This is a genomic window from Thauera carbonicopians (assembly GCF_025699485.1).
In the GTDB taxonomy this organism is placed as follows: Bacteria; Pseudomonadota; Gammaproteobacteria; order Burkholderiales; family Rhodocyclaceae; genus Thauera.
In genome coordinates, this window is record NZ_JANUXN010000020.1 from 31,082 (window position 1) to 56,511 (window position 25,430).

Genomic DNA, 25,430 nt, shown 5'->3' on the forward strand with positions numbered 1-25,430 from the left:
AGGCCGCTCAGGCCAGCACCTGGCCGTGCTCGCGAGTGGCGTGGAAGGTGACTTTCGGCCACTTCTCCGCCGTCACTTCGAGGTTGTAGCGGCTGGTGGCCAGGTACACCGGGTTGCCGTCGATGTCCTTGCCCAGGCGCAGCGCCTGCTCGCGCTCGAAGTTGCGGCGGGTGAGGTCGTCCGGGAAGGTCAGCCAGCGCGCGGTGTGGATGTCGGCCGGCTCGAAGATCGCATCGACCTTGTATTCGTCCTTCAGGCGCTGGGCGACGATCTCGAACTGCAGCACGCCAACCGCGCCCAGCAGCATCTGGCCGCCCTCCAGTTCGAAGACCTGGATCGCGCCCTCCTCGCCCAGCTCCTGCAGGCCCTTCTGCAACTGCTTGGACTTCAGCGGGTCGCGCAGGCGGGCGGCGCGGAACAGTTCGGGCGAGAAATACGGAATGCCCTTGAAGCCGATGTTCTCGCCTTCGCTCAGGGTGTCGCCGATCTGCAACTGGCCGTGGTTGTGGATGCCGATGATGTCGCCGGCGACGCCGTCTTCCATGATCACGCGCTCGTTGGCCATGAAGGTCAGCGCGTTGGCGAGCTTCATGTCGCGGCCGGCGCGCACGTGCCTGACCTTCATGCCCGAGCTGTAGCGGCCCGAGCAGATGCGGAAGAAGGCGATGCGGTCGCGGTGCTTGGGATCCATGTTGGCCTGGATCTTGAACACGAAGCCGGTGAAGGCCGGCTCGGCGGGCTGCACCATGCGCGTGTCGTCGCCTGTCGAACTGGTGCCCGCAACGCGGGGCTGCGGCGGCGGCGCCCAGTCGATCAGTGCCTGCAGGATTTCCTGCACGCCGAAGTTGTTGATCCCGGAGCCGAAGAACACCGGCGTCTGTTGGCCGGCGAGGAATTCGGCGAGCTCGAAGGGCGGCGAGGCGCCGTCGATCAGCTCCACGTCCTCGCGCAACTGGCCGATCTCCAGCGGGAAGCGGCTGTCGAGTTCGGTATTGTCCAGGCCCTTGATGATCTCGCCGTCGCTGCGGCGCTCCTGGCCCGGAGTGAAGGTCAGCACCTGCTTCTGCAGCAGGTGGTAGACGCCGCGGAAAGCCTTGCCCATACCCAGCGGCCAGCTCACCGGCGCGCAGGTGATCTTCAGCACCTCCTCGATCTCGGCGAGCAGGTCGAAAGGCTCGCGCACTTCACGGTCGAGCTTGTTGACGAAGGTGATGATCGGCGTGTTGCGCATGCGGCAGACGTTGAGCAGCTTGATCGTCTGCGCTTCCACGCCCTTGGCGGCGTCGATCACCATCACCGCGGCATCGACTGCGGTCAGCACGCGGTAGGTGTCTTCCGAGAAGTCCTCGTGGCCCGGCGTGTCGAGCAGGTTGATGGTGTGGCCCTGGTACTCGAACTGCATCACCGAACTGGTCACCGAAATGCCGCGCTGCTTTTCCACTTCCATCCAGTCCGAGGTGGCGTGGCGGGCGGACTTGCGCGCCTTCACCGTGCCGGCGAGCTGGATCGCGCCGCCGAACAGCAGCAGCTTTTCGGTCAGCGTGGTCTTGCCCGCGTCGGGGTGGGAAATGATGGCGAAGGTGCGGCGCTTGTCGACGTCGCGCAGCAGCTCGGGCGGGAAGGGGGTGGTCGTCATCGGGATTCGTCAGCGAAAAGAAAACCGCCTGCGCGCGATGGTGCGAGGCGGGGCGGTGGCGATTCTACCAAGGATGCGACGGGCTGCTGTGGCGCCGTGCGGCTGGCGGCGGCGTGGAACGGGCAAGAAAATGGGCATCGGCGCCAGGCGGGGCGTCGATGCCCGAGGCGGCTCCAGGGCGGGAGCAGAGGAGAAAGGAGCGGCCGGCGATGCTTGGTCGATGCGGAGCCGGCAGCCGAGTGCAGCCGCAGGACCGATCCCCGGGACCGCCCCTGCGGCGATGTGCGGACTTACTTCTTCTTGCCGACCTGATCGCCGATGACGCCGCCGATGGCCGCGCCGCCCACGGTGCCGAGGACGCCGCCATCGGTGATGACCGCGCCTGCCACGCCGCCGACCGCGGCGCCGGTGACGGCGCTCTTTTCACGCGAGGACATGTTGTCCCAAGTCGCGCAACCCGTTGCGGCGATGGTGATCAGAATGGCGGGAATCAGGCTGTGGATCTTCATGCTGTACTCCTGTCTTGTGCTTGTTGCTCGGCAGGAACGCCCTTGTTCCCCCGATCGTTGAGTCCATGGATGGGAACACGGCGCGGGCGGAAAACTCCGCGGTCAGCGTGACGACTTGTTTCAGCGCCGAGGCGGTGCGGCAGGCCATACCGGCGCGGTTCCCGCGGACGCTGGCGGCAGGCGCGGCGGCTTGCGCGCTCGACCGGTGCCCGGCGGCTTAACATTTGGACGCAGCTTGGCGGCTGGCCAGGGCGCCCAGAAGCGGGAGCTCGCCGGTTTTCGGCTGCCGGGCGTGCCCGCATGCCGTGTTCCGCTGCGGCCGATCCGATGGCGCTCAGGGCTGGCCGGCGGCCTGCGCGGGAAACTCCACCCGCACCCGCAGCCCGTTCGGCGTTCCTTGATGCAGGCTGATCGTCGCGCCGTGCGCGCGGCAGATTTCGCCGACGATGGCCAGGCCCAGGCCCGCGCCGCCTTCCCGCGTGCCGCGCCGGTAGAAGCGCTCGAACACCCGCTCGCGGTCCGCCTCGGGAATGCCGGGGCCGTCGTCCTCCACCTCCAGCGCCGCCGGCGTCTGCACCCGCAGCACCAGGTTGCCGCCGGCCGGCGTGTGGGCCAGGGCGTTGTCGATCAGGTTGTTGAGCAACTCGTTGAGCAGGATGGGCTCGCCGTCCACCCACACCGGCTGGTCGGCCTCCAGTGCCAGCGCGACGCCGCGCTCATGGGCCAGCGGGGCGAGTGCCAGCGCCAGTTCGCGGCTCAGCAGGCTCAGGTCGATGCGTTGTGCGCCGCCCTCGCTGATCGCCCGCGCCCCGCTTTCGATGCGGCCGAGCGAAAGCAACTGGTTGGCGAGGCGGGTCAGGTCGTCGCTGTGCTGCGCGGCTTGTTCCAGGGTCTGGCGCCATGCTTCCGGCTGTTCGGCGCGCAGGCCCAGCGTGATGCGCGCCTTGAGCGCCGCCAGCGGCGTGCGCAGTTCGTGGGCGGCTTCGGTGATGAATTGCGACTGGCGCTCGAACAGGCCGCGCAGGCGGGCATTGAACTGGTTCAGCGCTGCCACCAGCGGGCGCAGCTCGCGCGGCAGCCCGGCATCGGGCAGCGGCCGCAGGTCGTTATTGGTGCGTTCCGCCAGCGCGGTGCGCAGGCGCTCCAGCGGCCGCAGTGCGGCGCTCACCGCCAGCCATACCAGGATCAGCGCGGTTACGGCCAGCAGGCCCATGCGCCACAGCGTGCCGATCAGCAGTTCGCGCGCCATGCGCTCGCGGGCGCCCTGGGTTTCGGCGACGCGGATCTCCGCCACGCCCTTGATGCCCGGTTCGCTGACCGGCTGCAGCAGGCTCACCACGCGCACGCCCTGGCCGCGATAGACGCCATCGTAGAAGCGCGCCAGGGCCGGGTAGTCGTCGGTGCGCGGCGTGCCCGGCGGCGGTGCGGGCAGGTCCTCGTAGCCGGACACCAGCTCGCCGTCCATGCCCAGCACCTGGTAGTAGATGCGTCCGGCGCTGTCGTAGGCGAAAGTGTCCAGGGCCACGTAGGGCACGTTGGCCAGCAGTTGGCCGTCGTTGCTGTGCAGGCCGTCGCCCACCGCACGGGCGGAGGCCAGCAGGGTGCGGTCGTAGGCGGTGTCGGCGGCGTGGCGGGCGCTCCAGTACGCACTCAGGCTGCTTGCCAGTAGGATCAGCGCCAGCAGCAGAGACAGGCGCCGCAGCAGGCGCCCCCGCAGGCTGCCGTGCTCAGCCATCGGCTGCCTTCAGCAGGTAGCCCAGGCCGCGGAAGGTGACGATGTGTACGCCGCTGCCTTCGAGCTTCTTGCGTACCCGGTGGATGTAGATCTCGATGGCGTCGGGGCTGGCTTCCTCGTCGAGGCCGAACACCTGGGAGGCCAACTGCTCCTTGCTCATCACCCGGCCGGGACGGGCGAGCAGCGCTTCCAGCACCGCGTGCTCGCGCGCGGTCAGCGCCAGCGTCGCTCCATGCAGGCTGAAACGCAAGGTATCCAGGTCGTAGACCAGGGCGCCGCAGCGCTGCTGGCGGTTTCCCCCCTGGCGCGATCGGCGCAGCAGGGCCTTGACGCGTGCTTCCAGCTCGGACAGCTCGAAGGGCTTGGCGAGGTAATCGTCGGCGCCCAGATTGAGCCCGTGGACGCGGTCGCTGACTTCGCCGCGGGCGGTCAGCATCAGCACCGGCAGAGTCTCGCCGCGCTTGCGCAGATGCGTCAGCACCTGGAAGCCGTCGCGCCGCGGCAGGCCGACGTCGAGGATCGCCAGTGCATAGCCCTCGTTGGCCAGGGCCAGATCGGCGGCCACGCCGTCATGCAGCACGTCTACCGTCCAGCCGGCGCTCTTCAGCGCCTGGGCGATGCTCTCCGCCAGTTGCGGGTGGTCTTCGACCAGCAGAATCCGCACGGCCACCTCCTGCCACGAAGCTCGTCAGAAGCGCGCAGTGTAGCGCCCAGTCCGGCCCGCCAAGAACTTTCGGACGTGAAAGCTTGGCGAAAGCTAAGGCCCATAGCCTAGCAGCGTGTGAAAGGCGGCTCGAACCGTCCTGCACACGGCCCGCGCGGGCGATGCGCGGGTATGACAAGAACGAGAGGAGACCAGCATGATTTCTGCCCTGAGGCCGGTATCGCCGACCCTGCGGCCGGGCTGCCCGGCCATGGCCGGCACCGTGTCCGTGCCGCCGGGTGAAGCCGCTTTCGCTCACAGCGCGTCGGTGGTCCAGGATGCCCGCATCATCGACATTCAGCACCCGTTTCAAGCAGCGCACTGACGAATTCCAGTCTGCATGCATATGACATGTAGCTAGAATCATTCCGTCCGCAAAAAGCGACGGACAACGCCCGATCATCAGCGACTGCGAGCCGAGCTGATGAAGCCTGGGCCACATATAAACACATAGGAGACAACATCATGAAAACTGCCCTGATCCGTGCCACCCTGGCAGCCGCCTGCCTGACCATCGCCGGCCAGGCCCTGGCTTCCGAGCCGAAGCGGCCCGAATGTATCGCCCCGGCCGCCCCCGGTGGCGGCTTCGATCTGACCTGCAAGCTGGCGCAGACCGCGCTGGTCGACAGCAAGCTGCTGACGTCGCCGATGCGCGTCACCTACATGCCCGGCGGTGTCGGCGCGGTGGCCTACAACGCAGTGGTCGCCCAGCGTCCGGCCGAGGCCGGCACCATCACCGCCTTCTCCAGCGGCTCGCTGCTGAATCTGGCCCAGGGCAAGTTCGGCCGCTTCGACGAAAACGCGGTGAAGTGGCTGGCCGGGGTCGGCGTCAGCTACGGTGCGCTGGCGGTGCGTACCGATTCGCCCTACAAGAACCTGGACGACCTGGTCGCCGCGATCAAGGCCGATCCCACCAAGGTCGTGATCGGCTCCGGCGGCACCGTCGGCAGCCAGGACTGGATGCAGACCGCGCTGATCGCCCGCGCCGCCGGCATCGATCCGCGCAAGATGCGCTACGTGGCGATGGAAGGCGGCGGCGAACTGGCCACTTCCCTGCTCGGCGGGCACATCCAGGTCGCCAGTACCGACATCTCCGACTCGGTGCCGCACATCGAAAGCGGCGACATGCGCATCCTGGCGGTGTTCTCCGACGAGCGCCTGCCGGGCAAGATCGTGTCCGCAATCCCCACGGCCAAGGAACAGGGCTACGACGTGTCCTGGCCGGTGATCCGCGGCTTCTACGTCGGCCCCAAGGTCAGCGACGAGGCCTATGCCTGGTGGAAGAACGCGTTCGACAAACTGCTCGCTTCGGAAGAATTCGCCAAGCTGCGCGAGCAGCGCGAGCTCTATCCCTTCGCCATGACCGGTGACGAACTGGACGCCTACGTGAAGCAGCAGGTTGCCCAGTACAGGGAACTGGCGAAGGAATTCAACCTGATCCAGTAAGGCCGCCGGGGCTGCGCCATCGCTGCCCCGGCGATGGCAGCAGCTCCGGAATCCTGTAGCACATGGCTCCCGGGAAAGCGCCGTTCACGCCGCCGCCATCCCGGCAGGCAATCCATCACGAGGAATCCCTCATCATGTACCAACGTATATTCGGCCTGGTGCTGCTGCTCATCTGTATAGGCTTGGCCATCGTTGCCTGGGACTATCACGCGCCGTTTTCCTACGAACCGGTGGGACCGCGTTCCTACCCGCTGCTGCTACTGCTGCTGATGGGGCTGGGGGCGATCTATCTGATCGCGACCAAGCCGGCGGGCGTCCACGAACCCGCCGACGAGCATGATCATCCGCTGGACCGCCACATGCTGATCAAGGTGGCCACCTGCGTGGTGGTGCTGACGATCTACGCCGCGCTGTTCGAGCTGCTCGGCTTCATTCCGGCGGCCATGCTGTTCGGCATCGTCATGTCCCGTCTCTACGACGGCACCTGGCTCGCCAGCGTGATCTCCGGCGTGGTCCTGGCCGTCGGCCTTTACCTGCTGTTCGACAAAGCCCTCGACGTACCGCTACCGCTCGGCATCCTCGCCGGTCTGGAGAACTGAACCATGGATACATTCAGCTACCTCGGCCAGGGCTTCGGTGTCGCCCTCAGCCCCTACAACCTGTTCACCGCGCTGTGCGGTACGCTGATCGGCACCGTCGTCGGGCTACTGCCGGGTCTCGGCCCGATCAACGGCGTGGCGCTGCTGATCCCCATCGCCTTCGCTCTCGGCCTGCCGCCGGAAAGCGCACTGATCCTGCTCGCCGCCGTGTATCTGGGCTGCGAATACGGTGGGCGGATTTCCTCGATCCTGCTGAACATCCCCGGCGAAGCCTCGGCGGTGATGACCACCCTCGACGGCTATCCGCTGGCGCGCCAGGGCAAGGCCGGCGTGGCGCTGTCGATCTCGGCCTGGAGCTCCTTCCTCGGCGGTTTCATCGCCACCTGCGGCGTGGTGATCTTCGCCCCGCTGCTGGCGAAGTGGGCGGTGGCCTTCGGTCCTGCCGAATACTTCGTGCTGATGGTGTTCGCCATCGTCTGCCTGGCCGGCATGGCCGGCAACAGGCCGATGAAGACCGCCATCGCGTGCTGCATCGGCCTGTTCCTGTCCTGCGTCGGCATCGACTCCAACAGCGGCGTGTATCGCTTCACCTTCGGCAGCCTGGGCCTGGCCGACGGCATCCAGTTCGTGGTGCTGGTGCTCGGCCTGTTCTCGGTCAGCGAGATCCTCGTGCTGCTCGAGCGCACGCACCGCGGCCAGAAAGCCATCGAAGCCAGCGGCCGCATGCTGTTCAACCTCAAGGAAGGCGCTTTCGTGCTGGCCACCAATCTGCGCAGCGGCGCCCTCGGCTTCGGCCTCGGCATCCTGCCCGGCGCCGGTGCCACGCTAGCCAGTGCCGTGGCCTACATGAGCGAGAAGCGCCTGGCGCACAAGGACAACCGCTTCGGCAATGGCGACCTGCGCGGCCTGGCCGCACCCGAAACCGCCAACAGCGCCTCGGCCTGCGGCTCCATGGTGCCGATGCTGACGCTCGGCGTGCCCGGTTCGGGCACCACCGCGGTGATGCTCGGCGCGCTGACGCTGTACAACATCACGCCCGGCCCGCTGCTGTTCCAGAACCAGCCCGACATCGTCTGGGGCCTGATCGCCTCGCTGTTCGTCGCCAACGTCATGCTGATCGTCATGAATGTGCCGATGATCAAGGTCTTCACCAAGATCCTTGCCGTGCCCTACTGGGCGCTGGTGCCGGCGATCGCCATCATCACGTCGATCGGCGTCTATGCGGTGCATGCGACCACCTTCGACCTGTTCCTGATGATCATCATCGGCGTCGTCGGCTACATCCTGCGCAAGCTGGACTTCCCGCTGTCGGCGATCCTGCTCGGCTTCATCCTCGGCGGGCTGATGGAGCAAAACCTGCGCCGCGCGCTGTCGATTTCCGACGGCAACCTCGGCATCCTGTTCGCCAGCCCGATCACCTGGGGCGTGTGGGTGCTGATCGCAGCGATGATCCTGCTGCCGATCTATCGTTCCTGGCGGAACAGCGTCAAGCGCGCCGACAGGCCGGCAGCCGCCGACGCCTGATCGCCTGAGCAGTCGATCGACCGGCCCGGCCGGCGGCGCGTCCGCCGGCCGGGCCGGTTTTCGTTCATGCCGGCAGCCTGGCGGCATTGCCGGGCGGTCTCGACGCTCCGGCTTGTCCGCGCCGGCCTTACGCGGCAGCATGCAGGCATTCTCCGCGCCCTGGTCCCGCCATGTTGCTGCTCGATGCTTCCCTCGCCCAGTCCATCGTCGATCGCACGATGCAGATCCTGCATGCCAATGTGAACGTCATGGACGCGCGCGGCGTCATCATCGCCAGCGGCGACGCGGCCCGCATCGGCAGCCTGCACGAGGGCGCGATGATGGTGCTGGCGCAGGGGCGCACGGTCGAGATCGACGATGTGCTGGCGCGCCGGCTGCACGACGCGCGACCGGGCATCAACCTGCCGCTGCGTGCCGAAGGCGGCATCGTCGGCGTGATCGGACTCAGCGGCGAACCCGATGCCATCCGGCAGTTCGCCGAGCTGCTGCGGATGGCGGCCGAAACCATGATCGAGCAGGCGCGGCTGATGCAGATCATCGCGCGCGATGCCCGCCTGCGCGAGGAACTGGTGCTGCAACTGGTCGGCCTGGCCGCACCTGCACCGGCGCTGGAAGACTGGGCGCGCCAGCTCGGTGTCGATCCGGCGCGTCCGCGCGCCGTGCTGCTGCTCGAATCCGATCCAGCGGCCGCCGACGTGGCGGCCGTCGATGCGGCTGCCCAGCTCGCCGAACAGCAGCGCCTGCTGGGTGTGCTGGCAGCCGAGCCGGGGGTGTTGTGCGCGCCGGTGTCGCTGCGCGAAGCGGTGGCGCTGCTGCCGGTTTTGGCGGCGGCGGACGAAGGGCAGCGGCTGCGCGAGCGGGCCGAAGCCCTGCTTGCACGCCTTCGGCGCGACGGCCATCCACCGCCGCGCCTGGCGCTCGGCGGCGTGTTTCCGGGCCGCGCCGGACTGGTGCGTTCCTACCAGTCGGCGTGTGCGCTGCTGCGTATCGGCCGTCGGCGCGGCGGCGCCTTGCACTGCTATGCGGACCAGACGCTGGCCGTGCTGCTGGCCGGCCTGGACGAGGGCTGGCAGGCGGACGAACTGCGCCGCCCGCTGCAGCGGCTGGCCCAGCACGACCGCGATGGCCTGCTGCAGCGTACGCTTGCCGTCTGGTTCGCGCACGACATGAAGTCGGCTGCCGCCGCCCGCGCACTGGGCGTGCACCGCAACACCCTCGACTATCGCCTGCGCCGGCTCGGGGAGTTGAGCGGGCTGGATCTGGCGCGGCTGGACGACTGCCTGCTGCTGTATATCGCGCTGCAACTGGCTCCAGCCGATCCGGAGTGATATTCGATTGTTGAAATGCACAAATAAATCTAAAAAAATGATGATAATTTGTGCGTTTTAATGAAGACTTCGCCGTGCATCCGGCTCTAATCTGTATCTGCCCTGCAAGTGCCGCCGGGCCTTGCATCCAATCCCCTGTCCGGAGCCACCGCCATGAAAAAGATCGTCATCGCCCCTGATTCCTACAAGGAAAGCCTGTCCGCGCTGGAAGTCGCGCAAGCGGTCGAAGCCGGCTTCCGCGCCGTCTTTCCGCAGGCCGAATACGTGCTCGTGCCGGTGGCCGACGGCGGCGAAGGCACGGTCGACGCGATGGTGGCCGCCACCGCCGGGCGCCGGCTGGAAGTCGCCGTCACCGGTCCGCTGGGCGACAGCGTGCCGGCTTTCTACGGCCTCACCGGCGACGGTGCCACCGCGGTGATCGAGATGGCGGCCGCCAGTGGCCTGATGCTGGTGCCGCCGGCGCAGCGCGATCCGCTGCGCACCACCTCGCGCGGCACCGGCGAGCTGATCCGCGCCGCGCTCGACGCCGGCGCACGGCGCTTCATCCTCGGCATCGGCGGCAGCGCCACCAACGACGGCGGCGCCGGCATGGTGCAGGCGCTGGGCGCGCGGCTGCTGGACGCCGATGGCCGTGAGCTGGGGCCGGGCGGCGGTCCGCTGGCCGAGCTGGAGCGCATCGACGTCTCCGCGCTCGATCCGCGCCTGGCCGAATGCCGCATCGAAGTCGCCTGCGACGTGGACAACCCGCTCACCGGCCCGCGCGGGGCCTCGGCGGTGTTCGGCCCGCAGAAGGGCGCGACGCCCGACAAGGTGCGCGTGCTGGACGACAACCTCGCCCGCTTCGCCCGCATCGTCGAGCGCGACCTCGGCATCGCAGTGGACCAGGTGCCGGGCGCCGGCGCGGCTGGCGGCATGGGGGCGGCGATGCTCGCCTTCTTCGGTGCGGTGCTGAAACCGGGCATCGAAATCGTCACCGCCGCGGTCGATCTCGACCGCCATGTGCGTGATGCCGACCTCGTCGTCACCGGCGAGGGCCGCATCGACTTCCAGACCGTGCACGGCAAGACGCCGATCGGCGTCGCCCGCGTCGCCAAGCGCTACGGCAAGCCGGTGATCGGCATCGCCGGCTCGCTCGGCGCCAACGTCGGCGTCGTGCATGAGCACGGCATCGACGCGGTGTTCAGCGTGCTCTGCCGTCCCTGCACGCTCGAAGAGGCGCTGAGCGATGCGGCGGCGAACGTCGAGCTTACCGCCCGCAACGTGGCTGCCACGCTGCGCATCGGCCCGGGCGCGCCTGCGTTACCATGAGCGCCCCCTGAGCTTCCGCCCACAGAGCCGTCTTGGACATCATCTTCGGCATCATCCTGCCGGTCTTCGGCACGCTCGGCCTCGGCTACGTCGCGGCGCGCTGCGGTGTGTTCGACGAGGCGGCCAATCGCGGGCTGTCGCTGTTCGTGTTCAACTTCGCCCTGCCGCTGATGCTGTTCCGCGCCATCGCCCAGGCCGAACTGCCCGCGGCGATGCCCTGGGGCTACCTGCTGTCGTACTACATCGGTGCGTTCGCGGTGTTCGGGCTGGCGATGCTGGCCGGGCGGCTGCTGTTCGGGCGCCGGCTGGACGAGCAGGCGGTGCTCGGCCTCGGCGCCGGCTTTTCGAACACCGGCATGCTCGGCATCCCGCTGGTGATGACGGCCTACGGCCCGTCGGCGGCGCTGCCGCTGTTCGTCATGATCGCCTGCCACAGCCTGCTGATGCTGCCGCCGACCACCGCGCTGATCGAGGCGGCGCGCGGCGGCCAGCAGTCGGCGGCGGCGACGCTGCTGAAGCTGGGCAAGAGCGTGCTGGCGACGCCGATCATCTGGGGGTTGAGCTGCGGCCTGGCGTTCGCGCTGTCGGGCGTGCCCTTGCCCGGTCCGGTCGATGCCGTGGCCGGCGGCCTGGGAGCCGCGGCCACGCCCTGCGCGCTGTTCGCGCTCGGCGCCTCGCTGACGCGCTACAGCCTGGGCGGCAACCTGCGCGAGCCGCTGGTGCTGGTGGCGCTGAAGACGGTGATGCTGCCGCTGCTGGTGTGGCTGCTGGCAACCCAGGTGTTCGACGTGCCGCCCTTGTGGGTGGCGACCGGTGTGCTGCTGGCGGCGCTGCCGGCCGGGATCACGCCTTATCTCTTCGCCCAGCGCTACAACGTCTGCCAGTCTTCGGTCGCCTCGGCGGTATTCCTGTCGACCCTGCTGTCGGTGCTGACGCTGACGGTGCTGCTGTTCCTGCTGCGGCCCTGAGCAGCCGCGATGCCGCGCATTGCCGTGACGGCCGCGAGTGCGTAGCATGCCGCGGTTCCCGCCGCCGGGCGGTATGTACCAGGCTGGCCGATGTCCGACTTTCTCGCGATCCTGAGCTTTTCCTTTTCGGTCACCGGGCCGATCTTCGTGCTGCTCGGCCTGGGTGTGCTGCTGCGCCGCACCGGCATGCTGACCGACGGCTTCATCGACGCCGGCTCGAAGCTGGTATTCACCATCGCCCTGCCCACGCTGCTGTTCACCAGCATCGCCAGGACGCGCATCGCCGAATCGGCCAATGCCGGCATGATCGCCTACGGTCTGGCGGCGACGCTGGCGCTCTACATCGTGCTCGAATGGGCGGCGAAATTCGTCGTGCAGCCCGAGCGCGACCGTGGCGTGGTGGTGCAAGGTGCGTTCCGCTCCAACTTCGGCGTCGTCGGCCTGGCCTATTGCGTCAATGCCTACGGTGACGCCGGCCTTGCCGCAGCCTCGCTGTATCTCGGCCTGGTGACGATCCTGGTGAATGTGCTGGCGGTCATCACCCTCAGCCGTTCGCTGCACCGCAGCCAGGGCGTGGGCAGGATCGTGCGCGGCATCGCCACCAATCCGCTGATCATCGGCATCCTGCTCGCGCTGCCGGTGTCGGCGCTGGAAATCCGCCTGCCGGAGCTGGCGCTGCGTTCGACCCAGTACCTCGCCGACATGACTTTGCCGCTGGCCCTGCTGTGCACCGGCGCCTCGCTGGATTTCCGCAGCCTGCGCTCGGAAATCGCCAGCACCGCGCTGGCCGCGCTCGGCAAGCTGGTGGTGGTGCCGGTGCTGCTGACGCTGGGCGCGGTGGCGTTCGGCTTTCGCGGCATCGAGCTGGGCATCCTGATGCTGATGGCTTCGGCGCCCTCGGCCGCGGCCGGCTATGTGATGGTGCGGGCGATGGGCGGCAACGCCACGCTGGCGGCGAACATCATCGCGCTGACGACACTCGGTTCGCTGCTGACCACCAGCCTGGGCGTGATGATGCTGCGCAGCGCCGGGCTGATCTAACCGGACCGGCCGGCCTCAGTCTTCGTCGAAGCGCTGGCAGCCGAGCGCCGCGACGGTGGGCGGGCTGCCTTCATGGGTGTAATACAGCGAGCCGATTGCCCGGCCGTTCTGCCACGTCTCGTGCAGCATCAGCGAGCCGCGCAGGCCTTCGAGGTCGAGTGCATCCGGCCTGAGCACGCCGAAATCCACGATTCGCAGCATGCCGTCCATGTCAGCCGTGGCGTGGATGGCCACCGTATCCAGCAGGGCCAGGTCGGGCGACACGTCGCTGCTGCCCGCGGGAAAGCGCGCGGTTTCAGGCTGGCCGGGGGCCGGCCAGAGGAATTCGGGCGTGACGATTTCCAGGCCGGCGATGCGGGGCGCGCCGGTGGTTTCGGCAGCACTGCTCGCGATGCTGAGCACGGCCCGGGTGTGGTCCGGATCGTCCAGGTCGGCGCAGATGATCCGGGTCTCCGCTGCAGCGGCGGAGCCGGCAGCAAGCGCTGCGAGGCAGGCAATCGCCGCCGCGCTCGATCGGCATGGCTGGTGCTTCGTCATCGTTCTGCTCCGCGGGAGATGCGGAACATTATGCATGCCGTGCACGGCAGGGATGTCGTCCGGCTTGAATTGCGCCCCGCGCTGAACTTTAGTGAAAGTGCGCAGACGCCCGTGGCAGGCAATTTCAGGGGGTGCAGCATGTTGATCACACGCGAGGTGCTTACCCGGATGGGCGCGACCAGCGCCAATGCCGACCGCTATGTCGATGCGCTCAACACCGCGATGGCGGCCCATGCCATCGACACGGTACCGCGCATCGCCCATTTTCTTGCCCAGGTGATGCACGAATCCGGCTGTCTGCGGCTGACCGTCGAGAATCTCAATTATTCGGCAGACGGATTGCTGAAAGTCTTTCCGCGGTATTTCAGCACGCGTGCCGAGGCGGAGTCCTGTGCCCGCAAACCGGAAAAGATCGCCTGCAGAGTCTATGGCGGGCGCATGGGCAACGGCGCCGAGGCGAGCGGCGACGGCTGGCGCTACCGCGGCCGCGGCCTGATCCAGCTGACGGGCAAGGACAACTATCGCGGTTTTGCGCGATGGTGCGGCCAGGACGTGGTGGCCGATCCGGATCTCGTCGCCGGCAGCCTAGCGGTCGATGCCGCAGTGTTCTTCTGGCAGCGCGAAAATCTCAATGCGCTGGCCGACGTCGACGACCTGAAAGCGGTGACGCGCCGCATCAACGGCGGCCTGAACGGCTTCGCCGATCGCCGCGAACTGCTGGAGAAGGCGCGCCAGGCGCTGCGTGACCTGGGGCTGGCCGGAACTTTCGCGCCGGCGATGTCTCCGTTCGCGCCGACGCATCGCGTCGTGCCCCTGCAGCTCAATCTGCGTTCCACGCCGCAGGTGACGCCGGCAAGCCTGCTGGCGCCGCTGGTGCAGGGCACCGAAGTCGAAGTGCGCGGCCCGACCGCGGTGGCGGGCTGGGTACAGGTGCGGGTGATGCTCAATGGCGTCGTGCGCGAAGGCGTGGTGGCCGAGCGCTATCTGGAGACGTCCGCGCCGCGTCCGCGCACGCGTGGCGGCCTGCGTTCCCGTGCCGTACCGGCTGCCGAAACGCTGCCGGCGCTGCCTGCCGCCCATCTGGAGGCCGATCGTCCGGACATCACCCGCGTGCGGGATGGCGGGCGGGCTTACCCGCTCGGCGAGGCCGAGCGCCCCGCGCGCAATGGCTCCGAAGACGCACGTGGTGCCGCCGGGCTGACGCGGATCGTCGATTACCTGGATGTTGCCAAGGCCGATCACTTGCGCTACCAGCCGCGCGCCGGCATGACTTTCTGCAACATCTACGCCACCGATTACGCCTGTCTGGCGGGCGCCTACCTGCCGCGCGTGTGGTGGACCGACTCCGCGCTGCGCCGCCTGGCGCTGGGCGAGCCGGTGGAGGCGACCTATGGCCAGACGGTGCGTGAACTGAACGCCAACGCCTTGTACGACTGGCTCGACGAGCACGGCACCGAGTTCGGCTGGGTGCGCGAACTGGATCTGACCCTGTTGCAGGCGGCAGCGAATGGCGGTGAGGTCTGCGTCATCGTCGCCAAGCGCCGCGATCTCAACAGTTCCGGCCACATCAGCGTCGTCGTGCCCGAGCAGGAGGTGATCGAAGCGCGGCACGCCGTCGACGGCGAGGTCCTGCGTCCGCTCGAATCCCAGGCCGGTACGCGCAACATCACACGCGGGGTGTCGTCCAGCGCGTGGTGGGCGGCGGAGCGCTTCCAGGCCTTCGCCTTCTGGCGGCATCCGTGACCGGCGGCCTGGCCGGCTTGCCGTCCTGCTGTTGCATGGCGAAACATGCCGGTGACGGAATCTTTTGTCCGGGCCGCGCCTCTGAGACGGTATCCTGCCGCTTCGGCCAGCCGTAGCGGCCCCGACACCTTGATGGGATGCCTCATGTATCGAGATCCGAAGTTCTCAGGCCTTTTCAACCAGTTCGGCGCCCGCGGCGGTACCCCACCCAGTCTGCTGCAGAAGATCGTCGCCGCGATCGTCACTGTTGCCGTGTTCGGCGTCGCGCTGATGTTCTCGGTCGTCTTCTTCGCCGTCGTCGTCACCGTCGGCGCCGTGGCCTGGGGCTACCTGTGGTGGAAGACCCGCGCGCTGCGCAGGCAGATGCGCGAGCATCCGCCGACCGGGCACGGCATGGTGATCGAAGGTGAGGTCATCCGCGAAGTCGAGATCGAGGATCGTCCAGGACGCGATCGTCCGGGACGCGCAGGTCCGGGCGAAGATCGCCCGCCGCGCTGATCTCCATCGCCCCATACGCCATTGGCTTGGTGTAGTCTGTCCGTCCCCGCCGCTGCGCCGCAAGGCCGGGAGGCGGAATCCCATACCAGACAGAGGACAACAAGCATGAGCACTGTGACCCTTGGCGGCAATCCGATCGATGTGGCTGGCCGTTTCCCCCAGGAGGGTGATGCCGCCCCTGCCTTCAAGCTGACCGGCGCCGATCTGGCCGACGTCGGTCTCGACGCCTTCGCCGGCAAGCGCAAGGTACTGAACATCGTTCCCAGCCTCGACACCCCGGTGTGCGCGGCGTCGGCGCGCAAGTTCAACGCCGAGGCCAGCAGCCTTGCCGACACCGTGGTGCTGGTCGTGTCCGCCGACCTGCCCTTCGCCGCCGGCCGTTTCTGCGAGGCCGAAGGCCTGAAGAACGTGAAGACGCTGTCGACCTTCCGCAACCCCGGTTTCGCCCGCGACTACGGCGTCGCCATCACGTCCGGCCCGCTGGCCGGCGTCACTGCGCGCGCGGTGGTGGTGGTCGATGCGAACGACAAGGTCGTGTATTCTCAGCTCGTGCCCGAGATCAAGGAAGAGCCGGACTACGCCGCCGCGCTGGCTGCGCTGAAGTAATCCCGTGCCGGGGCCGCGTTCTTGCGGCCCGGACGTGAAAAAGTCCCGCTGGCCTCAGGCCAGCGGGACTTTTTTTCCATCGAACGGAAGCCGGGTATCAGTTTCCGACTTTCAGCCGGCCGCCCTTGCCCAGGCCGCCCTTCACTTCCTGTGCCTTGTAGTTGCGCAGCGAGATCACCATGTTGTTGTAGGCATCCATGAAGGCGGCGACGGTGGCCTTGCCTTCGGGCGTGCGCGAGAAGCCGCCCAGCCCGCCGGCAGCGCCGCCGCCGATGGCGCCGATGGCTGCGCCGAAGTTGGTGGCCGTGGCGTTGCCTTCGGAGATCGAGATCTGCACGCCCGAGCGGATGTCGAACATGCTCAGCGTCACCACCGACACCTTGCTCTGCATGGCACCGCCGACGACGGCACCCACCCTGCCGAGCAGGCCGCCGACACCGGCAGCCATCTGGCCGGTGGCGTCGTTGTCGATGATGATGGCGGGCTCCATGAAATAGTCGGCCGCCACGCGCTGGCCCTTCTGCTGCTTGGAGCCGGCGCGGAATTCGCCTGAATTGCGTTGCTTGTCCGTGATGGCGCTGATCTTGCCTTCGGTGCGGTTGTTGCCGACCGAGGTGATGACGAAGCAGTTCGACTGCTGCACGGCCAGGCGGATCAGCGGTTCGATGCTGGTGACCTTGGTGGCGGCGCCGAAGCTTGCATACCATTCCTTGCCGCGGCCATCGTCCACGGCCAGCGTGCCCAGCGGCTCGTCGCAGCGTTCGAGGCTGGCGTTGGCGTTGACGCTGGTGCCGCCAGCGGCTGCACCCGTGGCGGCGGTGGGGCTGTCACCCGCGGACAGGAGGCCGCCGGCACCGGGAGTCACGCAACCGGCCAGAGCCAGCGAAGCCGCCAGCGCGGCCAGGGAGAGGGAGGTCTTGGACATGGAGAATCGTCCTTCGTAGTGTGTTGAAAGGAGGGATGTTGGGAAGGTCGGGATCTAGGGAAAGGAAAGCGTTTCGGCCGTTCAGCGCAGATACCAGCCGCTCGGTCCCCAGATCCAGTAGTACGGGTAATAGCTGTACCAGGCACCCCATGACTTGCGCTGTTCGTCACGGATGCGGTAGAGCTCGCGTTCCTCCTGCTTGGCCGCCTGGGCTTCGGCCATCAGCTTGTGGGCGTCCTTGTAGTTCATTGCAGCGGCACGGCTCAGCCAGGCTTCGGCCTCGGCCGGGTCGGAACCCATTTCCTCCAAACCCAGCAGGTACAGGCGGCCCAGCGCGTATTGCGCTTCGGTGTGGCCGCGGTCGCCGGCCTTGCGCAGCCATTCGATGGCCTGGTAGCTGTCGCGCGTCACGCCGTCGCCGCGCAGCAGGCGCAGGCCCAGGTCGTAGGCGGCACGCGGGTCGCGCTCGGCGATCTCCGCCAGGGCCTGCAGACGGCGTTCGGCCTCCGGATCACCGGGATCGCCCTGGAAGGTGGCGGTATTGCGCGGCACGTCGGCGCACTCACTGCCGCTGCACAGGCGGACGGTATCCGAACGGGGGGCGATCTGCTCTTCGGCCGTCTGCGCGCAGCCGGCCGCTACCAGCGTGGCCAGCAGCATGGCCAGGGGAGTCACGATGGATGAAGCAGTGGCGCGCATGACAGGCCTTTCTCAAGGGCAGGGGACACTGAGTATATAGAAAATTTACAATTTGGCCGCCAGCTTTTTTATGGCTGCCAAGGCCCTGATTCGATACGGCATTCCGTCTGGAGCCGGCATGCTCCGACCATCATCCCGGGTTCGGCGCCGGGATGCGGCCGCCGTGAGCCGGCGCCGAACACGATCTGCCGGGCATCGGCCCGGGGCTACTCGGCGCTGCCGTCCTTGTCGTCGTCGGCCTGGGTTTCGGCCTCTTCCGGCACCGGGGTGGCCAGGACCTTGTCGATGCGCTTGCCGTCGATGTCGACGACCTCGAAGCGCCAGCCTTCCCATACGGCGATGTCGCCGGTGTTGGGCAGGCGGCCGAGCAGCCACATCATCATGCCGGACAGGGTGTGGTAGCGGCCCTTGTCCTCTTCCGGCACGTTCTTCATCGCCAGGCGGTCCTTCAGCTCGAGGATCGGGATCAGGCCGTCCAGCAGCCATGAGCCGTCCTCGCGCTGCACCGCCCAGGCTTCCTCGGCGTTCTCGGTCTGGAATTCGCCGGTGACCGATTCGAGCAGGTCGTGCAGCGTGACCATGCCCAGCACCTCGCCGTATTCGTCGATGACGAACACCATGTGGGTGCTGGAGGCGCGGAACTGGTCGAGCAGTTCCATGCCGGTCAGCGATTCGGGCACGTAGATCGGCGCCTGCAGTGCTTCGGTCAGGTCGACTTCGGCGCCGCGCAGGGTCTGGTTGAAGAGCTGCTTGGAGCTGATGATGCCGAGGATCTCGTCGAGGCCGCCGCGGCACACGGGGAAGCGCGAATGGGTCGATTCGGCCATCAGCGTCAGGTTGTCGTCGAGCGGGCGGTTGACGTCCAGCCAGACGATGTCCGAGCGCGGCACCATCAGCGAGCCGAGCTGGCGCTCGTCGAGGCGGAACACGTTGCGCACCATCTCGTGCTCGCTCTTCTCGATGATGCCGGCTTCCGAGCCTTCGTCGAGCATCGCGCGGATTTCCTCCTCGGTCACGCTCGGGCCGTTGATCTCGCGCTGGCCCATCAGGCGCAGCAGCAGCGCGGTCGAGTTCGACAGCAGATGCACGAAGGGGCGCGAGATGATCGCCAGCATGTTCATCGGCCGCGCGACCAGGCGGGCGATGCCTTCCGGGTTGATCTGGCCGATGCGCTTGGGCACCAGTTCGCCGATCACGATCGACACGTAGGTGATGACCATCACGACCAGCACGGTCGAGCCGATTTCGCTGGTGCGCTGCTCTACGCCCAGCGTCTGCAGCCAACTGGCCAGCGGGCCGGCCAGCGCGGCCTCGCCGACGATGCCGTTGAGGATGCCGATCGAGGTGATGCCGATCTGGATCGTCGACAGGAAGCGGGTCGGCTCCTCGCCGAGCTTGACGGCGACGGCGGCGGCGTTGTCACCCTCTTCGGCGAGCTTGGCCAGCCGCGCGCGGCGCGCGGTGACGAGGGCGATCTCCGACATGGCGAAGATGCCGTTGAGCAGGATGAGGGCGATGAGGACGAATATTTCCATTGAAGTGTTCGGTGGTACGGCGTTCAGACGTGCGGGTGCATCCACGCCGGGGCGGATGCAGAGAGCGACGGCATTGGGGGAGCGATCCCGGCGCCGGAATCAGCGCGGAATTCGGCACACGGCGCGGCACGCAGCGCAGGGCATGCGAGCGGGGCCTGCATCAGGGAGAGGGCGTGCGTCCGGCGTGCCGGATATGGCGGGACGCGCAACGGCAACCGGTGGGTGGCCGTGGCTGGCGATGCTGGATCGGGGCAAGATCGCCCGGTCGAGTCGCCATCGGCCGAGGATTCGTCCTCGGTGCGGGGCGGCTCGGAAGGGGGCGGAACGGAGTTCGACAGGGAATGCTGACTCATAGCGCGGAGCCGTTTTTATCGACCCCGCCTGGCCCTTGATTTGTTTGAGGAAAAATAATCATGCCGCAAGTGCCGGGAATTGTCACCTTTCGTGACCGGCGGCTTGCCGGCCTTGCCGGGACGTATCCACCGGAAGGCCTCACTGGAAGGCCACTTCGGCGAAGCTGCGCAGCTTGCGGCTGTGCAGGCGGTCGATGCCCTGCTCGCGCAGGCGTTCCAGCGCGCGGATGCCGATGCGCAGGTGCTGGTCGACGCGCTCGCGGTAGAACTGGTTGGCCATGCCCGGCAGCTTGATCTCGCCGTGCAGCGGCTTGTCGCTGATGCACAGCAGGGTGCCGTAGGGCACGCGGAAGCGGAAGCCGTTGGCGGCGATGGTGGCGGACTCCATGTCCAGCGCCACCGCGCGGCTCTGGCTGAAGCGCCGTTCAGGGCTGCTGGCCATGCCGTGCGAGGGCAGCAGTTCCCAATTGCGGTTGTCGGTGCTGGCGACGGTGCCGGTGCGCAGCACACGCTTCAGTTCGTAGCCGGACAAGCGGGTGATCTCCTCCACCGCCGCCTCCAGCGCGAGCTGCACTTCGGCCAGCGCCGGGATCGGCACCCACAGCGGCAGCTCCTCGTCGAGCACGTGGTCCTCGCGCATGTAGCCGTGGGCCAGCACGTAGTCGCCGAGCTGCTGGCTGTTGCGCAGGCCGGCGCAGTGGCCGAGCATCAGCCAGGCGTGGGGCCGCAGCACGGCGATGTGGTCGGTGATGGTCTTGGCGTTGGCCGGGCCGACGCCGATGTTCACCATCGTGATGCCGCTGCGGTCGCCGCGCACCAGGTGGTAGGCCGGCATCTGCGGCAGGCGCGGCGGCGCGGCGCCGAGCGCGTCGCGCTCGCCGGGCGGCAGGCCGCGGCGGCGGGTGAGGACCTCGCCCGGCTCGACGAAGGCTTCGTAGCCGTGGCCGGAGGCGGCATCGGCCATCAGTTCGCGGCCGAGCTCGATGAACTCGTCGATGTAGAACTGGTAGTTGGTGAACAGGATGAAGTTCTGGAAGTGCTCGGGCCGCGTGCCGGTGTAGTGGCGCAGGCGGTGCAGCGAGTAATCCACCCGTGGCGCGGTGAACAGCGCCAGCGGATGCGGTTCGCCGGGGCCGGGCTCGAAGGTGCCGTTGGCGATGCCGTCGTCCATCGCGCCCAGGTCCGGCAGGTCGAAACGGTCGCGCAGCAGCAGGCGGCGATCGGGGCCGAGCTGGCCTTCGAGATGATCATCTTCGCCGAGGGCGAAATGCACCGGGATCGGCTGCGTGCTGGTGCCGACTTCCAGCGGCATCTGGTGGTTGCGCAGCAGCAGGCCGAACTGCTCGAGGTAGTAGTCGGCGAACAGGTCGGGCCGCGTCAGCGTCGTTTCATAGACGCCGGGGCCGGCGACGAAGCCGTAGGACAGGCGCGAATCCGCCCGCGCCACGGTGTTGCTGCGGATCCGTACCAGCGGATAGCAGGCGCGCACATGCTGGCCGATGTCCCCGCCGGCGACATAGCGCTGCAGCGCATCGCGCAGGTGGCGGGTGCTGGCAGCGTGGATCTCGCGCACGCGCTCGAGGGCGGCGGCGGCATCGTCGAACAGGGCGGGGGCGAAGAAGGGTGCGGTATTCATGCTCGGAGGGCCGGAAGCAGTGCAGGCGGATGGACAGGGGCCTGGCGGCGCGTGGCGTTCAGCGCGGCGCCCTGAGTCTGTCGGGCAGGTTCAGCCGGCCTTCGTCCGAGAAGCGCACGCTGCCCAGCACGCCGCCGGCCAGCCGGCCGCGCAGGGTGTAGGGCACACCGTCGGCCATCGAGCGGCCTTCGATCATGCCGAGGGCCTGGCGCAGCACCGCGGAAGTCGACACGCTCACCGGCACGCTGACCACCGTTTCGCCGAAGCGCGGCACGGTGCCGCGCTGGTCGCTGACGCCGGTGGCGAAGGCCTTGCCGTCGAGATCGAGCTCCAGCGCCAGGCCGTCGAAGTCGATCGCGGCGTCGTTCGGGTTCTGCACCCGCAGCTTCAACGTGAAACGCATCTCCATGCCCTGCCCCGCCAGCGGCTCGAGGCCGACGACGTTGATGCGCACCGGCTCGCGGTGGGTCAGGCTGGCGCAGCCGGCCAGCGTCAGCGCGCACAGCAGCAGGCAGGACAGCCAGTGGAGAGGATTGCGGCGGGCGGCGTTCGGCATCGGTGGGCTCCGGCGGGTCACAGGGCGGCTTCCATTCTAACCGCCGCAATGTGCAGGCTTTCGGATCGGTGCAGGCTTGTTGCAAGGTCGGTTCAGCGTGGCCTCATGAACAGGCAAGCACATGTCCCGGGGCTGGCGTGCTGCAGGGTATTGCCGATGTTGCGTGATGTATTGGGCTTGGTGCGCTTGCGAGCAGGTGCTTTCATCTGCGACTTGGACGGCGTGGAAAGGGCTGCATGCGTTACCAGGGCAGGATTACGCAATGGAAGGACGAGCAGGGTTTCGGCTTCATCACCCCGAATGGAAGTGGTGAAGCCGTCTTCGTGCATATCAAGGCCTTCAATGATCGAAAACGGCGGCCTGTGGGCAACGAACTGGTGAGCTATGAGCTGTCGGTCGATGCGCGGGGGCGCGGGCGGGCCGAGAAGGTTGCCTTTGTCGGCGAGCGCGGAGCAGTGCCGCGACGCACTGGTGGAGCTGGATTGCCTGTTCTGGTGGTTTCGGCTTTTGTCCTTGCGCTGCTTGCAGGAAGCTTGTCGGGCGTGCTGCCGGTTGCGATTCTGCTGCTGTATGTCGTGGCAAGCGCAATGACTTTTGCCGCTTATGCGTGGGACAAAGCTGCCGCCAGGCGAGGACAGTGGCGTACGCCCGAGAGTACTCTTCATTTCTACGGCTTGATCGGCGGTTGGCCTGGCGCCTTCGTTGCTCAACGTCTGCTGCGGCACAAATCCAGCAAACGCGAATTCCAGTCGGTGTATTGGACGACGGTGGTCATCAACTGCATGGCGCTGGGTTGGCTGATTGGCGGGGATTACCTTCACTGGGTCGATCAGTGGCTGCAGGAGGCTCTGAAAGTTGCGCAAGCCTTTGCGATCGAGCTTGGACGATAGGATGTGCCGCGCGCTTTCTTCCTGACTGCATCAGGCAGTCATTTCAAGAATTCCGCGGTGCGATCCACGATACGTCCGAGCAGCGCGTCGACCGCGACGCCGCCTGCCGTCGAGGCGCTGCGGCGGTAGCCGAGATGGACCACCGGCGAGTCGGCCGCGATCCGATAGACCGCGATCGACAGCGGGCACAGGGCGATGTGGTGGGGTGATTCGGCGCTCAGGCGCGCGGCGGCGCTGGCGCTGCAGAAAGTGTAGATGCGGGCCTGGTCGAAGAGCGCGGGCGAATGGCCGAGATCCGGCGCGGTGCGCCGCAGCATGTCGCCGAAGTGGCTGACCGTCGGCGGCGTGATGCCTTCGGCGGCGATCGCATCGACGAGCGCGAAGGCGACGTCCTCGAATTCGGCACCGGCGATTTCCCGCGTGACGATGCCGGCTTCCGCCGCGGTTGTGCCGGCCTGCAGGGCAAGGAAGCAGGCGAAAAAGAACCCGGTACCGCGGCGGAGCAGATCCCGGTACCGGGGTTGCAGTAATCGTGTCGTGTTCACTCGGGTTCAGAAGCGGTAGCTGGCCTGTACGCCACCATACACATTTCTGCCCGGGCCGGGTTCGTAGAAGCGGCCGTTGCCGTCGCCGACGATGACCGAGGCGATGTGCTTGCGGTCGAAGACGTTGTCCAGCCGCAGCAACTGGCTGAAGGTCCAGGGCCCGGACTGCTGTTCCGCCGCCAGGCGCAGGTTGAGCAGCGTGTAGGACGGCGCGGCCTTGCCGGTGTTGGTGTCGTTGACCTCGACCGCGCTGCGATGCACCGCTTCCAGCGCGGTGCTGAGCCCGGCCATCGGCTTCCACACCAGTTCGCCCCAGGCCGAAACCCTGGGCACGCCCGGAATCCGCTTGCCGCTGTCGACGTTGTTGAAGGATTCGTCGTAGATCGCGCGCATCACCGTCAGTGCGCCGCGGGCGCTGAGTTTGTCGGTGAATTCGGTCTCGACGGCGAGTTCCAGGCCCTCGCGCAGGGTCTTGCTGGCGTTCCTGTACGAGGTGCGGCCGCCGATGGCACCGGCGCTGACGATCTCGTCCTTGGTCTTGATCTGGAAGGCCGCGAGATTGACTCGCGTGCGTTCGCCGACGTAGGCCTTCAGGCCGAGCTCGAACTGGCGGCTGGTTGAGGGCTTCAGGCCGAGGTTGAAGCCGCCGGTGGAGGAGTAGGCGATTTCGCCCAGCGTCGGTGTCTCGAAGCCGGTGCCGAAGCTGGCATAGAAGTTAAGCAGCGGGCTGGCGCGCCACAGCAGGCCGACGGCCGGCGTGGTCTTGCGGTAGCGCACCGAGCCGCTGTCGTCGCCGTTCGGACCGACGATGTAGTCGTCGTCCACTTCGAAGCGCACGTTGCTGTGGCGCACGCCGAGCGACCAGTCCCAGTCGCCCTGCTGCCAGGTGGCCTGCACGTAGGGGTCGGTACTGGTGACGGTATTGGTCTCGTCGCGCCGCAGCCTGCCCTTGACACCGAAATTGCCGCCGACGAAGTTCTCGTAGCCCTGGCGGTCGTCCTCGGCGCGGTCGTGGTCCACGCCGGTGGTCAGGGTCAGTTTGCCGGTACCGATGTCGCGCTGCATGATCCAGCGTGCGCCGATGCCGTGGAACTCGCGGTCGAAATCGATCACGCCGCCGGCATGGCGGGGGTTGGCCTGCGCGGCAGCGGGAATCGACTGGTACTGGATGACGCTGCGCTGCCCCGCATAGGCCTGGATCTGCAGCCGGTCCTCGCCGAAGCGGCGTTCGTACACCGCGCCGCCCTGCAGGTGCTTGATCGACTTGCGGGTCTTGTACTGCAGCGCGATCGGCTCGACGCCGCGTGCGTCGCGCTTGTAGGTGTTCCAGGTGACGCCGAGCGGGTCCTCGGTGTCGGGCTGGTGCAGGCTGCTGAACAGCAGCGTCAGCTTGCTGTCCTCGTCCGGCGCCAGCGTGATCTTGGCGAAGCTCTGATCGCGGCGGGCGGCGCTGTAGCGGCGTTCGCCGTCGGTCTCGAAGCGTGAGGCGTCGAGCACGAAGCCGACGCCGTTCTTTTCGCCTTCCGCGCCGATGCCGATCTTGTAGGTGCCGTGTTCGCCGGCGTACACACTGCCGCGGATGCGCGGCGCGCCCTTGCCGTCGCGCGAGAACAGCTGGATGACGCCGCCGGCATGGTTGCCATACACGGTGGCGAAGGGGCCGCGCAGCACCTCGATGCGCTCGGCGGTGTCGAGGTTGAAGGTGGCGGCCTGGCCCTGGCCGTCCGGATTGCTGGCGGGGATGCCGTCGGCGATCAGCTTCACGCCGCGAACGCCGAAGGCTGCACGCGCGCCGAAGCCGCGTACCGAGATCTGCAGGTCCTGGGCGTAGTTCTGGCGGTTCTGTACCACCACGCCGGGCACGCTGCCGAGCACTTCGGAGACGTTCACCCGCAGGCCTTCGGCAGTGCCGCCGAGCTGCACGGCGTCGATCGAATACGGCATGTCGAAGGACGAAGCCTCGACGCGGCTGCCGGTGATGACCATCGTACCGAGAGTCTGTTCAGCAGCGGCTGTGGTGGCAGATGCTGCCGCCAGTGTGCACAGCAGGGCACAGTGCAGGCGGCTGGGCCGCGGCAGACGAAGCGTGAGAGGGCGGGCCATGATCGAA

At 67.7% G+C, this 25,430-nt stretch carries 24 protein-coding genes; 12 read left to right on the top strand and 12 right to left on the bottom strand.

All coding sequences use genetic code 11. From position 1 onward, the window contains the following. Positions 1-7 precede the first annotated feature (7 nt). The 4 genes from NX068_RS18260 to NX068_RS18275 form a co-directional block, all read right to left on the bottom strand. On the bottom strand, positions 8-1,636 hold the full coding sequence (locus NX068_RS18260) for a peptide chain release factor 3 (RefSeq protein WP_263462696.1): 1,629 nt from the start codon (positions 1,634-1,636) through the stop codon (positions 8-10). Positions 1,637-1,926: 290 nt separating this feature from the next. After that, positions 1,927-2,145: a YMGG-like glycine zipper-containing protein gene (locus NX068_RS18265; RefSeq protein WP_068637205.1), complete on the bottom strand. Its 219-nt coding sequence runs from the start codon at positions 2,143-2,145 to the stop codon at positions 1,927-1,929. Positions 2,146-2,479: 334 nt separating this feature from the next. Beyond that, the gene (locus tag NX068_RS18270) at positions 2,480-3,880 is read right to left on the bottom strand and encodes a sensor histidine kinase (RefSeq protein ID WP_263462697.1); all 1,401 of its coding nucleotides are present in this window, start codon (positions 3,878-3,880) and stop codon (positions 2,480-2,482) included. Continuing rightward, complete coding sequence (locus NX068_RS18275) at positions 3,873-4,544, bottom strand: response regulator (protein ID WP_263462698.1); 672 nt, start codon at positions 4,542-4,544, stop codon at positions 3,873-3,875. The genes NX068_RS18270 and NX068_RS18275 overlap by 8 nt, the downstream gene beginning before the upstream one ends. Positions 4,545-4,740: 196 nt before the next feature. On the opposite strand from NX068_RS18275, the gene NX068_RS18280 reads away from it, so the two are divergent. The 8 genes from NX068_RS18280 (at position 4,741) to NX068_RS18315 (ending at position 12,797) form a co-directional block, all read left to right on the top strand. Then, positions 4,741-4,908 (top strand): hypothetical protein, encoded by a 168-nt coding sequence (locus NX068_RS18280; RefSeq protein WP_263462699.1) that lies wholly within the window; start codon positions 4,741-4,743, stop codon positions 4,906-4,908. Between the two features lie 140 nt (positions 4,909-5,048). Further along, complete coding sequence (locus NX068_RS18285) at positions 5,049-6,029, top strand: Bug family tripartite tricarboxylate transporter substrate binding protein (protein WP_263462700.1); 981 nt, start codon at positions 5,049-5,051, stop codon at positions 6,027-6,029. Between the two features lie 134 nt (positions 6,030-6,163). Then, positions 6,164-6,628, top strand: coding sequence for a tripartite tricarboxylate transporter TctB family protein (locus tag NX068_RS18290; RefSeq protein ID WP_263462701.1), 465 nt, complete (start codon positions 6,164-6,166; stop codon positions 6,626-6,628). Between the two features lie 3 nt (positions 6,629-6,631). Then, a complete protein-coding gene (locus tag NX068_RS18295) occupies positions 6,632-8,152 on the top strand; it encodes a tripartite tricarboxylate transporter permease (protein WP_263462702.1) in 1,521 nt (506 codons plus the stop codon). A 170-nt stretch (positions 8,153-8,322) separates the two neighbouring features. Continuing rightward, positions 8,323-9,480: a sugar diacid recognition domain-containing protein gene (locus tag NX068_RS18300; RefSeq protein ID WP_263462703.1), complete on the top strand. Its 1,158-nt coding sequence runs from the start codon at positions 8,323-8,325 to the stop codon at positions 9,478-9,480. Positions 9,481-9,633: 153 nt separating this feature from the next. Then, positions 9,634-10,788, top strand: a complete 1,155-nt coding sequence (locus NX068_RS18305; RefSeq protein WP_263462704.1) for a glycerate kinase — start codon at positions 9,634-9,636, stop codon at positions 10,786-10,788. A 32-nt stretch (positions 10,789-10,820) separates the two neighbouring features. Next, complete coding sequence (locus NX068_RS18310; RefSeq protein ID WP_263462705.1) at positions 10,821-11,756, top strand: AEC family transporter; 936 nt, start codon at positions 10,821-10,823, stop codon at positions 11,754-11,756. A 90-nt stretch (positions 11,757-11,846) separates the two neighbouring features. Beyond that, positions 11,847-12,797, top strand: coding sequence for an AEC family transporter (locus NX068_RS18315; protein ID WP_263462706.1), 951 nt, complete (start codon positions 11,847-11,849; stop codon positions 12,795-12,797). 15 nt (positions 12,798-12,812) lie between these two features. On the opposite strand, the gene NX068_RS18320 is transcribed toward NX068_RS18315, so the two are convergent. Next, positions 12,813-13,334: a hypothetical protein gene (locus tag NX068_RS18320; RefSeq protein WP_263462707.1), complete on the bottom strand. Its 522-nt coding sequence runs from the start codon at positions 13,332-13,334 to the stop codon at positions 12,813-12,815. 138 nt (positions 13,335-13,472) lie between these two features. On the opposite strand from NX068_RS18320, the gene NX068_RS18325 reads away from it, so the two are divergent. The 3 genes from NX068_RS18325 (at position 13,473) to tpx (ending at position 16,181) form a co-directional block, all read left to right on the top strand. Further along, a complete protein-coding gene (locus NX068_RS18325; RefSeq protein ID WP_263462708.1) occupies positions 13,473-15,077 on the top strand; it encodes a glycoside hydrolase family 19 protein in 1,605 nt (534 codons plus the stop codon). Positions 15,078-15,221: 144 nt separating this feature from the next. Further along, on the top strand, positions 15,222-15,575 hold the full coding sequence (locus NX068_RS18330; protein ID WP_263462709.1) for a hypothetical protein: 354 nt from the start codon (positions 15,222-15,224) through the stop codon (positions 15,573-15,575). Positions 15,576-15,680: 105 nt separating this feature from the next. After that, positions 15,681-16,181, top strand: coding sequence for a thiol peroxidase (tpx, locus tag NX068_RS18335; protein ID WP_263462710.1), 501 nt, complete (start codon positions 15,681-15,683; stop codon positions 16,179-16,181). 97 nt (positions 16,182-16,278) lie between these two features. Here tpx and NX068_RS18340 read toward each other — a convergent pair whose 3' ends face one another. The 5 genes from NX068_RS18340 to NX068_RS18360 all read right to left on the bottom strand — a co-directional run bounded on the left by NX068_RS18340 (position 16,279) and on the right by NX068_RS18360 (position 21,885). Then, positions 16,279-17,106: a hypothetical protein gene (locus NX068_RS18340; protein WP_263462711.1), complete on the bottom strand. Its 828-nt coding sequence runs from the start codon at positions 17,104-17,106 to the stop codon at positions 16,279-16,281. A gap of 81 nt (positions 17,107-17,187) precedes the next feature. Continuing rightward, positions 17,188-17,805 carry a tetratricopeptide repeat protein gene (locus tag NX068_RS18345; RefSeq protein ID WP_263462712.1) on the bottom strand — a complete coding sequence of 206 codons (618 nt, stop codon included), beginning with the start codon at positions 17,803-17,805 and terminating at the stop codon, positions 17,188-17,190. A gap of 206 nt (positions 17,806-18,011) precedes the next feature. Then, on the bottom strand, positions 18,012-19,340 hold the full coding sequence (locus NX068_RS18350) for a hemolysin family protein (RefSeq protein ID WP_263462713.1): 1,329 nt from the start codon (positions 19,338-19,340) through the stop codon (positions 18,012-18,014). A gap of 492 nt (positions 19,341-19,832) precedes the next feature. Then, positions 19,833-21,329, bottom strand: a complete 1,497-nt coding sequence (locus tag NX068_RS18355) for an AMP nucleosidase (RefSeq protein WP_263462714.1) — start codon at positions 21,327-21,329, stop codon at positions 19,833-19,835. Between the two features lie 58 nt (positions 21,330-21,387). Then, the gene (locus NX068_RS18360) at positions 21,388-21,885 is read right to left on the bottom strand and encodes an LEA/WHy family protein (protein WP_263462715.1); all 498 of its coding nucleotides are present in this window, start codon (positions 21,883-21,885) and stop codon (positions 21,388-21,390) included. 236 nt (positions 21,886-22,121) lie between these two features. On the opposite strand from NX068_RS18360, the gene NX068_RS18365 reads away from it, so the two are divergent. Then, complete coding sequence (locus NX068_RS18365) at positions 22,122-22,775, top strand: DUF1294 domain-containing protein (RefSeq protein ID WP_263462716.1); 654 nt, start codon at positions 22,122-22,124, stop codon at positions 22,773-22,775. 38 nt (positions 22,776-22,813) lie between these two features. Here NX068_RS18365 and NX068_RS18370 read toward each other — a convergent pair whose 3' ends face one another. Together NX068_RS18370 and NX068_RS18375 are read right to left on the bottom strand one after the other, a co-directional pair. Then, entirely contained in the window at positions 22,814-23,320 is a 507-nt protein-coding gene (locus NX068_RS18370) for a DUF302 domain-containing protein (protein ID WP_263462717.1), read from the bottom strand. Between the two features lie 6 nt (positions 23,321-23,326). Continuing rightward, a complete protein-coding gene (locus NX068_RS18375; RefSeq protein ID WP_263462718.1) occupies positions 23,327-25,423 on the bottom strand; it encodes a TonB-dependent receptor family protein in 2,097 nt (698 codons plus the stop codon). Positions 25,424-25,430 lie beyond the last annotated feature (7 nt).